This window comes from Thauera phenolivorans (assembly GCF_001696715.1).
Taxonomy (GTDB): Bacteria; Pseudomonadota; Gammaproteobacteria; order Burkholderiales; family Rhodocyclaceae; genus Thauera; species Thauera phenolivorans.
In genome coordinates, this window is the sequence record NZ_MBFM01000001.1 from 301165 (window position 1) to 314199 (window position 13035).

Sequence of the window (13035 nt, forward strand, 5' to 3'; positions counted from 1 at the left end):
ACCACCCGGACCCCTCCAAGCCGGAGAACCTGCAGGACGTGATCCGCGCCCTGCGCGATACCGACGCCGAGCTCGGGCTGGCCTTCGACGGCGACGGCGACCGCCTCGGCGTGGTCACCAAGGACGGCGAGATCATCTTCCCCGACCGCCAGCTGATGCTGTTCGCCGAAGACGTGCTCACCCGCGTGCCGGGCGGCGAGATCATCTTCGACGTCAAATGCACCCGCAATCTCGCGCCCTGGATCCGTGAGCGCGGCGGCAGGCCGACGATGTGGAACACCGGGCATGCGCTGGTGAAGGCCAAGCTCAAGGAGACCGGCGCCCCGCTCGCCGGCGAGATGAGCGGCCACATGTTCTTCAAGGAGCGCTGGTATGGCTTCGACGACGGCCTCTACGCCGGCGCCCGCCTGCTCGAGATCCTCTCCGCGCGCTCCGACGCCAATGCCGCGCTGAAGGCGCTGCCGGACGCGGTGAGCACGCCGGAGCTCAACCTGAAGATGGCCGAGGGCGAGCCCTTCGCGCTGGTCGCGCGGCTCAGGGAGGCCGCCCGCTTCGACGGCGCCGACGAGATCGTCACGATCGACGGCGTGCGCGTCGAATATCCCGACGGCTTCGGCCTCGCCCGCCCCTCCAACACCACGCCGGTGGTGGTGCTGCGCTTCGAGGCCGACGACGAGGCGGCGCTCGCCCGCATCCAGGCCGCCTTCCGCGCGGCGATCGACGGCGTGTGGCCGGGCCTGACCCTGCCCTTCTGAGGAAGCGCCAGCCCGGCGCGCGGCGAAGCGTCGCGCGCCGACCGAAAAGGCGGTCCGGAAAGACGTCGGCCCCCGAAAGCGCGAGCGCCGCCGGAGGCCGCAAGGAGGGAAACGCCGCGCGCCCGCGCGGCTCGGACGCTCAGAGCCTGCTGTCGACCCAGGCCTTCACCCCCGCCAGTGCTGCAGGCAGATTCTCCGGCTGGGTGCCGCCCGCCTGCGCCATGTCTGGACGACCGCCGCCCTTGCCGCCGACCTGCTGGGCGACGAAGTTGACCAGCTCGCCCGCCTTCACCTTGCCGGTCTGGTCCGCGGTGACGCCGGCGATCAGGCTCACCTTGCCCTCGCCCACCGCCGCCAGCACGATCGCCGCCGACTTGAGCTTGCCCTTGAGCTTGTCCATGGTGTCACGCAGCGTGGGGACGTCGGCACCTTCGAGCGTCGCGGCGAGCACCTTCACCCCCTTGACCTCGACCGCCTGATTCAGCAGCTCGTCGCCCTGGCTGGCGGCGAGCTTGCCCTTGAGACGAGCGACTTCCTTTTCCAGCGCGCGCACGTTGTCGAGGATGCCGGCCACCCGCTCGGCGACCTCGTCGGGCTGCACCTTGAGCAGGGCCGACATGCCGTGCACCCGGCGCTCCTGCTCCTGCGCATAGCGCAGCGCGTTCTCGCCGGTAATCGCCTCCACGCGGCGGATGCCGGCGGCGACGCCGCCCTCGCTCACGATCTTGAACAGCCCGATGTCGCCAGTGCGCGCCACATGCGTGCCACCGCACAATTCCTTCGACGACCCGATCGACAGCACCCGTACCACGTCGGCGTACTTCTCGCCGAACAGCATCATCGCGCCGGATTGCTGCGCCGCGTCGAGCGCCATCACCTCGGCGCGAGTGGCGGCGTTGGCAAGGATCTCGCGGTTGACGATCTCCTCGACCTCGCGGATCTCCTCCAAGGTCATCGGCGCCGTGTGGGCGAAGTCGAATCGCGTCTTGTCCGGATCGACCAGCGAGCCCTTCTGCTGAACATGGGCGCCGAGCACCTCGCGCAGGGCCTTGTGCATGAGGTGGGTGACCGAGTGATTACGCGCGGTGGCGGCGCGCGCGGCGACGTCCACCCGGGCGGCGACACCCTGGCCGACCGCCAGCCTGCCGGTGCGCACCACGCCGTGATGGCCGAACACCGCGGCCTGGATCTTCTGCGTGTCCTCGACGCCGAAGATGCCGGCCGCGCCGCGCAGCTCGCCACGGTCGCCGACCTGGCCGCCGGATTCGGCGTAGAACGGGGTGTGATCGAGCACGACCACGCCCATCTCGCCCTCGAGCAGCTCGTTCACCGGCGCACCGTCCCGGTACAGCGCGAGGATGTTGCCCTTCTCCTCGAGCAGCTCGTAGCCGTGGAAGACGGTCGCGGGGCCGTCATACTCGAGGTTGGCGGCCATCCTGAACTTGCCGGCGGCACGCGCCTGCTCCTTCTGGCGCGCCATCGCGGCGTCGAAGGCGGCGGCGTCCACCGTCACCTCGCGCTCGCGGCAGATGTCGGCGGTGAGGTCGAGCGGGAAGCCATAGGTGTCGTGCAGCTTGAAGGCGGTGTCGCCATCGAAGACCTGCTTGCCCGCAGCCGCCATCGCGGCGAGTTCGCCCTCGACGATCGCCATGCCGTTCTCGATGGTGGCGAAGAAGCGCTCTTCCTCCTGGCGCAGCACGTCCATGATGCGGCGCTCGCCCTCCTTCAGCTCCGGATAGGCCGCCCCCATCTCGGCGACGAGGTCGGGCACCATCCGGTGAAAGAACGCGGCGCGCGCGCCGAGCTTGTAGCCGTGGCGGATCGCGCGGCGGATGATCCGGCGCAGCACGTAGCCGCGGCCCTCGTTGCCCGGAATCACGCCGTCGGCGATCAGGAAGGAACAGGCGCGGACGTGGTCGGCCAGCACCTTCAGCGAGGGCGAGTCGAGATCGGCGCCGGAGGTTTCGCGCGCAGCGGCCTTGATCAGCGCCTGGAAGAGGTCGATCTCGTAGTTGGCATGCACGTGCTGCAGCACCGCCGAAATGCGCTCGAGGCCCATGCCGGTGTCCACCGAGGGCCTGGGCAGCGGATGCATCACGCCCTGCTCGTCGCGGTTGAACTGCATGAACACGTTGTTCCAGATCTCGATGTAGCGGTCGCCGTCTTCCTCGGGCGATCCCGGGGGGCCGCCCCAGATATGCTCGCCGTGGTCGTAGAAGATCTCGGTGCACGGACCGCAGGGGCCGGTGTCGCCCATCATCCAGAAGTTGTCCGAAGCGTAACGCGCCCCCTTGTTGTCGCCGATGCGGATCACGCGCTCGGCGGGCACCCCGATCTCCTTCGTCCAGATGTCGTAGGCCTCGTCGTCCTCGGCATACACGGTGACCCAGAGCTTGTCCTTCGGCAGCCTTAAGACCTCGGTGAGCAGCTCCCAGGCATAGCGAATTGCGTCGCGCTTGAAGTAGTCGCCGAAGCTGAAGTTGCCCAGCATCTCGAAGAAGGTGTGGTGGCGCGCGGTGTAGCCGACGTTCTCGAGGTCGTTGTGCTTGCCGCCGGCGCGCACGCACTTCTGCGAGGTGGTGGCGCGCGTGTAGGGCCGCTTGTCGAAACCGAGGAAGACATCCTTGAACTGGTTCATGCCCGCGTTGGTGAACAGCAGCGTCGGATCGTCGTGCGGCACCAGCGAGCTCGAGGCCACGATCTGGTGCCCCTTCGACTCGAAGAATTTCAGGAACTTGTCGCGAATTTCAGCGGATTTCATGGATTTTGGCGTTCTTTCTGGACGAATGCCGCGGGTTGCCGGCGAATGCCCAAGTTTATCACGAGGCCGCGGAGCGACTGCGCGGCCGCCTCCGGGCTTTCGCCTATAATTGACGCTCACGTCAACCAACAACCGGGACACACGATGGGACACCGCCTCTCCAAGATCTACACCCGCACCGGCGACGCCGGCACCACCGGCCTCGGCGACGGCAAGCGCGTCTCCAAGAACAGCCTGCGCATCCATGCGCTCGGCGAGGTCGACGAGACGAATGCGATCATCGGCCTGCTCCTGTGCGAGGAGTTGCCCGAAGACGTGCGCGCCCTGCTGACCGACGTGCAGCACGACCTGTTCGACCTCGGCGGCGAGGTGTGCATCCCGGGCATGAACATGATCAGCGAGAAGCAGGTGAACCACCTCGAGGCCGAACTCGACCGCCTCAACGAGCCGCTCGAGCCGCTGAAGGACTTCATCCTGCCCGGCGGCACCCGCGCCGCCGCGCTCGCCCATCACGCCCGCACCGTGTGCCGCCGCGCCGAGCGCGCGCTGGTGGCGCTGGCGCTCGAAGAAGCGGTCAACGACGGGCCGCGCCAGTACCTCAACCGGCTGTCGGATCTGCTCTTCGTGCTCGGCCGGGTGCTCAATCGCGCCGGCGGCAGCGGCGACGTGCTCTGGCAGAAGCGCAAGAACGCCTGAGCCAGCCGGAGCCCTGCGGCCCGACTATCCATTTCCTGCAAGCCGCCTTGCTCGGACTGGATAGAAGCGTTCCCACCCTGCTGTTATCTTGCCCGGCAAGAAACGGAGCCGCATCGCTGCACCGGGGGTCGCATCCGCGTCCCCGGTGCAGCCGTGCATGCAAGGGGACAACGCTCATGAACGCACAATCTGCTCAGTCGGCGCATCGCGTCGTCATCGTCGGCGGCGGCGCCGGCGGGCTCGAGCTCGCCACTCGACTCGGCGACACGCTCGGACGCCGCGGCAAGGCACAGATCACCCTGATCGACCGCGCCCGCACCCATATCTGGAAACCCAAGCTGCACGAGATCGCCGCCGGCAGCATGGACATGAGCGAGCACGAGGTCGGCTACCTCGCGCAGGCGCACTGGCACCACTTCCGCTTCCGCATCGGCGAGCTTGTCGGCATCGACCGCGCCGACCGGCAGGTCAAGCTCGCGCCCTTCCTCGATGCCGACGGCAAGGAGGTGACGCCTGCGCGAAGCTTCGCCTACGACACCCTGATCATCGCGGTCGGCAGCCAGAGCAACGACTTCGGCACCCCCGGCGTGCGCGAGCATGCGCTCAAGCTCGAGACCCCGGCCGACGCCCAGCGCTTCCATCTGCGGCTGGTCAACGCCTGCGTGCGCGCCCACACCCAGCAGACGCCGCTGCGCCCGGAACAACTCAAGGTCGCGATCATCGGCGCCGGCGCCACCGGCGTCGAGCTCGCCGCCGAGCTGCACCAGACGACGCGCGAGTTGGTCGCCTACGGGCTCGACCGCGTCGATGCCGACAAGGACATCAAGGTCTCGGTGATCGAAGCCGCGCCGCGCGTGCTGCCGGCGCTGCCCGAGCGTCTGTCGGCCGCCACCGAAGCCCTGCTCGCCAAGCTCGGCGTCGAGGTGCACACCGGCGCCAAGGTCGCCGAGGTCCTGCCCGGGGGCGTGCGCCTGAGCGACGACCGGGTACTGCCCGCCGAGCTGGTGGTGTGGGCGGCCGGGGTGAAGGCGCCTGAATTCCTCACCCGCCTCGACGGCCTCGAGACCAATCGCATCAACCAGCTGGTGGTGAAGCAGACCCTGCAGACCACGCTCGACGACAACGTCTTCGCGATCGGCGACTGCGCCGCCTGCCCCTGGCCCGAGCACAACGGCTTCGTGCCGCCGCGGGCCCAGGCCGCGCACCAGCAGGCGAGCCACATGCTCGGCCAGATCAAGCGGCGGCTCGAGGGCAAACCGCTGACCGACTACCGCTACCGCGACTTCGGCTCCCTGGTGTCGCTCGGCAAGTTCAGCACCGTCGGCAACATGATGGGCGGCCTGGTCGGCGACAACATGATGATCGAGGGCCTGTTCGCCAAGCTGATGTACGCCTCGCTGTACAAGATGCACGAACTCGCATTGCATGGCTGGACCAAGGTCGGCCTCGACACCGTGGCGCGGATGATCACCCGACGCACCGAGCCGCACGTCAAGCTTCACTGAGGCCGCGCGCACGCCCCGTTGTGGCGGCGAGCGCCTGCGACGCCTCGGCGGCATGACCGCCCCCTCTCCGCGCTGTCTTTCACGAAAGACGGAACGAATTCGCCCGCAGTTCGTTTCATTGGTCAGGACGGCCGCGGCGGCTGCACCCCGCCCCCGCCGCCGGCCGCCGACACCATCCAGGAGAACAAGGCCATGAAACGGAAACCCCTCGCCACGCTGTTGACTGCTGTCGCCCTCGCGTTCACCGCCGTCGCCGGCCCAGGCCTCGCCGCCGGCGAGTCGCACGAGCACGACAGCCACGCGCCGGCTTTGAAACTCGACGCCGCCGGCCACAAGTGGCAGACCGACGCCCCCTTGCGCGAGGGCATGCAAAAGATCCGCGCCAGCGTCGAGCGCGAGTTGCCGGCGGTCCATGCGGGCACCCTGGCGCCCGCCGCCTCCGAAGCGCTGGGCGGGGCCGTCGAGGCCCAGGTTGCCTACATCGTCGCCAACTGCAAGCTCACGCCGCAGGCCGACGAAGTCCTGCACGGCATCATCGCCGAGCTGGGCGAAGCCGCGGACCTGCTCGCCGGCAAGACCGCCGTCACCGACCGCAGCGCGGGCGCGGCCAGGCTGGTGAGCGCACTGGACGACTACGGCCGCTATTTCGATCATCCCGGGTGGACGCCGATCGAGCGCGATCACTGAGCACGGCAACGGGAGGCGGGCGAACGGGGAATGGACGATGCATCCGCGGCGGACGAAGCGGGCTGGATTGCGCGCGCGCAGCGCGGCGACCCGAGCGCCTTTGCCGCCCTCGTCCGCCTGCATCAGCAGCGGGTGTTCCGCTTCATCCTGCGGCTGACCGGATCGCGCGAGGAGGCGATGGAGCTGACGCAGGACAGCTTCCTCAAAGCCTGGCAGGCCCTGCCCGGCTGGCGCCCGCGGGCCCGCTTCGCCACCTGGCTGCTGCAGATCGCGCGCAATGCCGCGCTCGACACCCTGCGCCGCCGCCAGCTGGTCGAATTCGCGCCGCTCGACGACGGTCTGCCGCTCAGCGACCCCGCCCCCGGCCCCGACGAGCTCTGGGCCGGCCGCCAGCGCGGCGTCGTGCTCGATCGCGCGCTGCGCCGACTGCCGTTCGAGCAGCGCGAGGTGTTGTTGCTGCGCGAAGTCGAGGAGTTGTCTTACACCGAGATCGCGGCCCTGATCGGCGTGGCCGAAGGAACGGTGAAATCGCGCCTCGCGCGCGCGCGCGCAGCGCTGCTCGCGCTATTGCGGCACACCACAGGAGAACGGCATGAGGGATGAGGACTGCCCGCGCATGATCGCGCTGTCGGCGCTGGTCGACGACGAAATCGCCGCCGAGGCCCGCCTGACGCTGCTCGCACATGCCCGTCACTGCCCCCTGTGCGGTGCGGCGCTGGCCGAATTGCGCGCGCTGCGCGCCGAATTCGCCACCCTGCCGCAGGAATCCCCCGACTTCGATCTCGGCCACGTCATCGAGGCGAGGCTGCGGGCGCAGACCAGCGCAGGCCCGGCTTCCCGGCCACGCCTGCGCGACCGGCTTTTCCCGTCCGGTCTGCGCGGGCTGCTGATGCCAGCCGTCGGCGCAGCCACCGCCCTGGCGCTCGGCCTGCAACTCGGAACCCTGCTGCTCGAGCAGCCCGCCCGCAGCGCGCGCGAACCACGCCTCGTCGCGATGGCGGTGTTCGACCCGATCGCCCCCGGCGGCCTCTGCCCGCCGGCGACCTGCTTCGGCATGGAGACTTCCCGATGAAAGCGACGACGCTGCGCCTTGCCCTGCTGCTATCCGTGCTGCTCAACCTCGGCGTCGCCGCTGCGGTGGGCGTCGGCGCATGGCGGCAGCAAGAACACGAGGGCGCGCCGCCCTCGCTCCCCGCCCACCTCGCGCTGCGCCCCGATCAGCTGTCGCGCTGGCGGGTCGCCGAACAGCCCTTCATGGCCCAGTTCGCGGCCGCATCGGCGCAGATCGGCCGCCACCGCGCCGCACTGATCGACGCGATTTTCGCCGACACGGTCGATCCTGCCCTGATCGAAGCCGAACGCGCCGCGATCGCCCGCCTCCAGGGCGAGCAACAAGGCCTGCTGATCGCCCAGCTGCTGGCCGAGCGCGAGATCCTCGACCGCGAGCAGCTGGCACGGCTGGCGGACCTGCTACGACGGCAGCCGGGCGAGCCCTCGCCGCTGGAAGAGCTTCACGCGCGCTGAACTTCCCCCTCCGGGGCAGGCGGATCGAACAGCGAAAACTGCACCGCCTCCGTCACCTCGCCGGCCGCCTCGGTAAAGCGCACGCCGACGCCCAGCAAGCGCACCGGCCGTCGCCGGCGCGACCAGCCTTCATCGAGCAGGCCGTGCCACACCGCATCGTCGGGCGCTGTCGACACGCACTCGACGGTGGTCTGGCTGAAATCGTCGAACTTGATCTTCACCACCGCCTTGTGCACCGGCCGCGCCTCGGCGGCGCGCGCAAAACGCCCGCTGAAGGCCTCGATCAGCGCCGGCAGCGCCGCCCTGCAGGCGGCGAGGTCGGGCAGATCGTGGGCGTAGGTGGTCTCCACCGACAGCGACTTGCGGATGCGGTCGGGGCGCACCGGGCGCTCGTCGATGCCACGGCACAGCCGGTGCAGGGTGGCGCCGAAGGCGCCGAACTCGTGCGCGAGATCGGCCAGGCGCCAGCTGCGCAGGTCTCCGCAGGTGGTCACGCCGAGCTGCGCCAGCCTGGCCGCGGTGACCTTGCCCACGCCGAAGATCTTCTTCACCGGCAGCGCGGCGGCGAAGGCGTCGACCTCCGCCGGGGTAACGAGGAACTGCCCGTCGGGCTTGTTCCAGTCGCTCGCGACCTTGGCGATGAACTTGTTCGGGGCGATGCCGGCCGAGGCGGTGATGCCGACCTCGGCGCGGATGCGGGCACGGATCTCCTGTGCCATCAGCGTCGCCGAGCCGCGGCAGCGATCGACACCGGTGACGTCCAGATAGGCCTCGTCGAGCGACAGCGGCTCGACCAGCGGCGTGTAGTCGCGGTAGATGGCGAGGATGCGGCGTGAGGCCTCGCGGTAGCGGGTGAAGTCGGGCGGCAGCAACAGAAGCTGCGGGCACAGCTGCAGCGCGCGCGCGCTCGACATCGCCGAATGCACACCAAAGGCGCGCGCCTCGTAGTTGCAGGTGGCGACGACTCCGCGCTCCTCAGGCCGCCCGCCGATCGCCAGCGGGCGACCACGGAGCGAAGGATCGTCGCGCATCTCGACCGCGGCATAGAAGCAGTCGCAGTCGCAATGGATGATCTTGCGCATGGCGCGTCGGCCCCGGCGCGTTCGCAGCGACCGCTAGCGGATCAGGCGGCCCGGCATCCGCAGGCGGTCCGCCTCCGGCTCACTCGGTTTCCGCCGCCCGCGCAACCCGTCGCATCCGCACGCCCTCCGCGAGGATGTCGAGCACGTCCACGCTGTCCTCCCAGCCGATGCAGGCGTCGGTGATGCTCTTGCCGTATTCGAGTGCCTTGCCCGGAAGCAGGTCCTGGCGCCCTTCCTTGAGGTGGGACTCGACCATGACGCCCATGATGCGGTCGTCGCCGGCGGCGAGCTGGGCCGCCACATCGCGTGCCACGTCGATCTGCAGGCGGTGCTGCTTGCGGCTGTTGGCGTGGGAGAAGTCGATCATCAGCTTGGACGGCACGCCGGCGGCGGCGAGCTCCCTGCAGGCAGCATCCACGCTGGCGGCATCGTAGTTGGGCGCCTTGCCGCCGCGCAGGATGGCGTGGCAGTCCTCGTTGCCGCGGGTCGACACGATCGCCGAGTGACCGGCCTTGGTGACGGACAGGAAATGGTGCGGCGCCTGCGCCGCCTTGATCGCGTCGGCGGCGATCCGCAGGTTGCCGTCGGTGCCGTTCTTGAAGCCGACCGGGCAGGACAGCCCGGACGCGAGCTCGCGGTGCACCTGGCTTTCGGTGGTGCGCGCACCGATCGCGCCCCAGGCGATGAGGTCGCCGATGTACTGCGGCGTGATCATGTCGAGGAACTCGGTGGCGGCGGGCAGGCCGAGTTCGTTGATCTCCCACAGCAGCTTGCGTGCCAGGCGCACGCCGTCGTTGATGCGGTAGCTGTTGTCGAGGCCGGGGTCGTTGATCAGCCCCTTCCAGCCCACCGTGGTACGCGGTTTCTCGAAGTACACCCGCATCACGACCAGCAGGTCGTCCTGCAGGCGGTCGGCCTCGACCTTGAGCTTGCGCGCATACTCCATCGCCGCCTCGGGGTCGTGGATCGAGCACGGCCCGATCACCACCAGCACGCGATCGTCGGCGCCATACAGGATGCGGTGGATCGCCTGGCGTGCCTCGAAGGCGACTTCGGCCGCCTTCTCGCTCGCCGGGAACTCGCGCAGCACGTGGGCGGGCGGCAGCAGTTCCTTGATTTCCTTGATGCGGACGTCGTCGATATGGATTTTCATGGAAGCGGGCATGGTGAAGCTCTGCGGTAAGCCGTTGGAAGCTCTCGATAATAGCCGAACTGCGGGCACCGTTGCTGCAATGCGCAAGCCACGGCCCCGGGGTAATGAACCGAACTGCCGCACCGACACTCATAGAACTGTGTGGCGCCGCGCCTGCAGCCTGCGCCGAAACCCGACCGACTCGCTTACCATTCCCCCATGCTGATCAAGCCCGCCCCCGACATCCTCCCTTCCGAGATCACTCCGCGCGCCGTCTTCGACGACCGTCGCCGTATCGTGCTGCGCGCCGGCCTCGGCCTCGCCGCCGGCGCGGCGCTGTGGCCGGCCGCAATACCTCGCGCGCGCGCCGCCTCGCTCGGCAGCCTCCCTTCGCCGTTCAGCACCGACGAAGCGCCGACCAAGCTCGACGCAGTGACCGGCTACAACAATTTCTACGAGTTCGGCACCGACAAGGGCGACCCCGCCCGCAACGCCGGCAAGATGGCGCTGCGGCCGTGGACCTTGCAGGTCGAGGGTCTGGTCGGCAGGCCGCGTACCTTCGACATCGACGAACTGCTCAAGCTCGCCCCCCTCGAGGAACGCATCTACCGCATGCGCTGCGTCGAAGGCTGGTCGATGGTGATCCCGTGGAACGGCTTCCCGCTCGCCGCCCTGCTCAAGCAGGTCGAGCCGCTCGGGAGCGCGAAGTACGCCGAGTTCCTCACCCATTACGACCCCGAGATCATGCTGCGCCGGCCGGTGCTGCACTGGCCCTATGCCGAGGGCCTGCGCCTTGATGAGGCGATGCATCCGCTGACCCTGCTCACGCTCGGGCTCTACGGTGAGCCGCTGCTGCCGCAGAACGGCGCTCCGGTGCGGTTGGTGGTGCCGTGGAAGTACGGCTTCAAGAGCGCGAAGTCGATCGTGCGCATCCGCGTCGTCGAAAAGCAGCCGGCGACCGCCTGGAACCTCGCGGCGCCGCAGGAGTACGGCTTCTACTCCAACGTCAACCCGGCGGTGGCGCATCCGCGCTGGAGCCAGGCCAGCGAGCGCCGCATCGGTGAGTTCCGCAAGCGGCCCACGCTGCCCTTCAATGGTTACGCCGAGCAGGTCGCCAGCCTCTACCAGGGCATGGACCTGCGCGCCGACTTCTGATCTCGGAGGCTGCAAGTGAAGAAGCTGCGCGCCCCGAGCGCCGCCCAGCTGGCGGCGATCAAGCTGGCGGTATTCCTGCTGTGCCTGCTGCCGGCGGCCCAGCTCGCACTCGGCTGGCGTGCCGATGCGCTCGGCGCCAACCCGATCGAGACGATCACTCGCGCCAGCGGAGAATGGACGCTGCGTCTGCTGCTGATCACCCTGTGCGTGACGCCGCTGCGGCGCCTGACCGGGCTGCACTGGCTGCTGCGACTGCGCCGCATGCTTGGCCTGTTCGCCTTCGCCTATGGCACGGCGCACTTCGTGACCTACCTGTGGCTGGACCAGTTCTTCGACTGGCGGTCGATCGCTGCCGACATCCTCGATCGACCCTTCATCACCGTCGGTTTCGCCGCCTTCGTGCTGCTGCTGCCGCTGGCGGCGACCTCCAACGCGTTCGCCATCCGACGCCTCGGCGGCAAGCGCTGGCAGGCCCTGCAACGCTCGGTCTATGCGATCGCGATCATGGGGGTGATCCACTTCTGGTGGCTGGTGAAGGCCGACGTGCTCGAGCCGCTGGTGTACGCACTCATCCTCGCCGCCCTCCTCGGAGCCCGCGCCTGGTGGCGCGAACAGGAACGGCGTCGCCAGCTCGCCGCGCCGCCGCCGGCCCGGCACCTGCAGAAGAAGACGATCCGCATCGTGCCGATGGGCAAGTGATCGGCGGCGCGGCCGCGCCCGGCTTCAGACCGCCGGCTTGCGGATCGCGTGCTTGGGCCGGAAGGCCTTGATCACCGCCTCGTCGGTCTCGACGTAGGGACCGCCGATGAGGTCGATGCAGTAGGGAATCGCGGCGAAGATGCCGACGTGGCTCACCTCGCCGGCGGCATCGCGCACACCCTCGAGGGTCTCGCGGATCGACTTCGGCTGCCCCGGCAGGTTGACGATCAGGCTCTTGCCGCGGATCACCGCGACCTGGCGCGACAGGATCGCGGTTGGCACGAAGTTCAGGCTGATGCGGCGCATCTCCTCGCCGAAGCCGGGCATCTCCTTGTCACCCACCGCCAGCGTCGCCTCCGGCGTGAGGTCGCGCGGCGCCGGCCCGGTGCCGCCGGTGGTGAGGATCAGCGCACAGCCGGCCTCGTCGGCGAGCTCGCGCAGGGTGCGCTCGATCAGCGCCCGCTCGTCGGGGATCAGGCGGGACTCGGCGCGCCACGGCGAGCGCAGCGCGCGGCCCAGCCACTCGGTGAGTGCCGGGATGCCCTGGTCCTCGTAGCTGCCGTCGGAGGCGCGGTCGCTGATGGAGACCAGGCCGATGGTGATGGTGTCGCTCATTCCTCGTCTTCCTCGCGGTCGGGGTCGGATGCTTCGTCGGGCGCCTCACTGCCCGAGGCCTGCGCCTCGAGATCGCGCAGCACACGGAACAGCTCCCGGAAGGCCTTCGGCGGCTTGCCCTGCTCGCGCTCCTTCAAGGCGTTTCGGCGCAGGTTGCGCAGGTGCTGCAGGTCGGCGCCCGGCCAGGTGTCGGCGATCGTGGTGAGGACCTTCTCGTCCTCGAGGTAGTCCGCGCGCAGCCGCTCGAGGCGGTGCTGGCGCGCCACCTCGGCAGCCGAGTTGCCGTTGAATACGTCGAGCTGGGCCTGGATCGGCGCGGGATCCACGTTGCGCATCAGCTTGCCGATGTACTGCAGCTGGCGGCGGCGGGCCTCCATCTTGAAACCCTGCGCGGCACGAATCGCCTCGTAGAGGTTTTCGGGCA

At 69.3% G+C, this 13035-nt stretch carries 13 protein-coding genes and 1 pseudogene; 9 read left to right on the forward strand and 5 right to left on the reverse strand.

What is annotated here, in order from left to right; all coding sequences use genetic code 11:
- Positions 1 to 755: pseudogene (locus BB334_RS01400) on the forward strand (phosphomannomutase/phosphoglucomutase); the annotation flags it as partial.
- A 139-nt stretch (positions 756 to 894) separates the two neighbouring features.
- Here BB334_RS01400 and alaS read toward each other — a convergent pair.
- Positions 895 to 3516, reverse strand: a complete 2622-nt coding sequence (alaS, locus tag BB334_RS01405; RefSeq protein WP_068803596.1) for an alanine--tRNA ligase — start codon at positions 3514 to 3516, stop codon at positions 895 to 897.
- 144 nt (positions 3517 to 3660) lie between these two features.
- Here alaS and BB334_RS01410 point away from each other — a divergent pair, with 144 nt between their 5' ends.
- The 6 genes from BB334_RS01410 (at position 3661) to BB334_RS01435 (ending at position 7928) form a co-directional block, all read left to right on the forward strand.
- Entirely contained in the window at positions 3661 to 4212 is a 552-nt protein-coding gene (locus tag BB334_RS01410) for a cob(I)yrinic acid a,c-diamide adenosyltransferase (protein WP_068803598.1), read from the forward strand.
- Between the two features lie 176 nt (positions 4213 to 4388).
- Positions 4389 to 5717 (forward strand): NAD(P)/FAD-dependent oxidoreductase, encoded by a 1329-nt coding sequence (locus BB334_RS01415; protein WP_068803600.1) that lies wholly within the window; start codon positions 4389 to 4391, stop codon positions 5715 to 5717.
- A 192-nt stretch (positions 5718 to 5909) separates the two neighbouring features.
- A complete protein-coding gene (locus BB334_RS01420) occupies positions 5910 to 6404 on the forward strand; it encodes a hypothetical protein (RefSeq protein WP_068803602.1) in 495 nt (164 codons plus the stop codon).
- Between the two features lie 30 nt (positions 6405 to 6434).
- A complete protein-coding gene (locus tag BB334_RS01425; protein WP_068803604.1) occupies positions 6435 to 7007 on the forward strand; it encodes an RNA polymerase sigma factor in 573 nt (190 codons plus the stop codon).
- Positions 6997 to 7476: a hypothetical protein gene (locus BB334_RS01430; protein WP_068803606.1), complete on the forward strand. Its 480-nt coding sequence runs from the start codon at positions 6997 to 6999 to the stop codon at positions 7474 to 7476. Before BB334_RS01425 ends, BB334_RS01430 begins: the two co-directional genes overlap by 11 nt.
- A complete protein-coding gene (locus BB334_RS01435; RefSeq protein ID WP_068803608.1) occupies positions 7473 to 7928 on the forward strand; it encodes a periplasmic heavy metal sensor in 456 nt (151 codons plus the stop codon). The genes BB334_RS01430 and BB334_RS01435 overlap by 4 nt, the downstream gene beginning before the upstream one ends.
- Here the strand turns inward: BB334_RS01435 and dinB are convergent.
- Together dinB and aroG are read right to left on the reverse strand one after the other, a co-directional pair.
- Positions 7916 to 9010, reverse strand: a complete 1095-nt coding sequence (dinB, locus tag BB334_RS01440) for a DNA polymerase IV (protein ID WP_068803610.1) — start codon at positions 9008 to 9010, stop codon at positions 7916 to 7918. The two genes, BB334_RS01435 and dinB, sit on opposite strands and share 13 nt — an antisense overlap.
- A 79-nt stretch (positions 9011 to 9089) precedes the next feature.
- Positions 9090 to 10175 (reverse strand): 3-deoxy-7-phosphoheptulonate synthase AroG, encoded by a 1086-nt coding sequence (gene aroG, locus BB334_RS01445; RefSeq protein ID WP_068803612.1) that lies wholly within the window; start codon positions 10173 to 10175, stop codon positions 9090 to 9092.
- A gap of 186 nt (positions 10176 to 10361) precedes the next feature.
- Here aroG and msrP point away from each other — a divergent pair, with 186 nt between their 5' ends.
- Positions 10362 to 11297 carry a protein-methionine-sulfoxide reductase catalytic subunit MsrP gene (gene msrP, locus BB334_RS01450; protein WP_068803614.1) on the forward strand — a complete coding sequence of 312 codons (936 nt, stop codon included), beginning with the start codon at positions 10362 to 10364 and terminating at the stop codon, positions 11295 to 11297.
- 15 nt (positions 11298 to 11312) lie between these two features.
- Positions 11313 to 11996 carry a protein-methionine-sulfoxide reductase heme-binding subunit MsrQ gene (locus tag BB334_RS01455; protein WP_068803616.1) on the forward strand — a complete coding sequence of 228 codons (684 nt, stop codon included), beginning with the start codon at positions 11313 to 11315 and terminating at the stop codon, positions 11994 to 11996.
- 24 nt (positions 11997 to 12020) lie between these two features.
- On the opposite strand, the gene mog is transcribed toward BB334_RS01455, so the two are convergent.
- Together mog and yjgA are read right to left on the reverse strand one after the other, a co-directional pair.
- Positions 12021 to 12611, reverse strand: coding sequence for a molybdopterin adenylyltransferase (mog, locus tag BB334_RS01460; protein WP_068803618.1), 591 nt, complete (start codon positions 12609 to 12611; stop codon positions 12021 to 12023).
- Positions 12608 to 13035 (reverse strand): ribosome biogenesis factor YjgA (yjgA, locus tag BB334_RS01465; RefSeq protein ID WP_068804386.1); only part of this gene is annotated, 428 nt, incomplete at its 5' end. The genes yjgA and mog, both read right to left, overlap by 4 nt.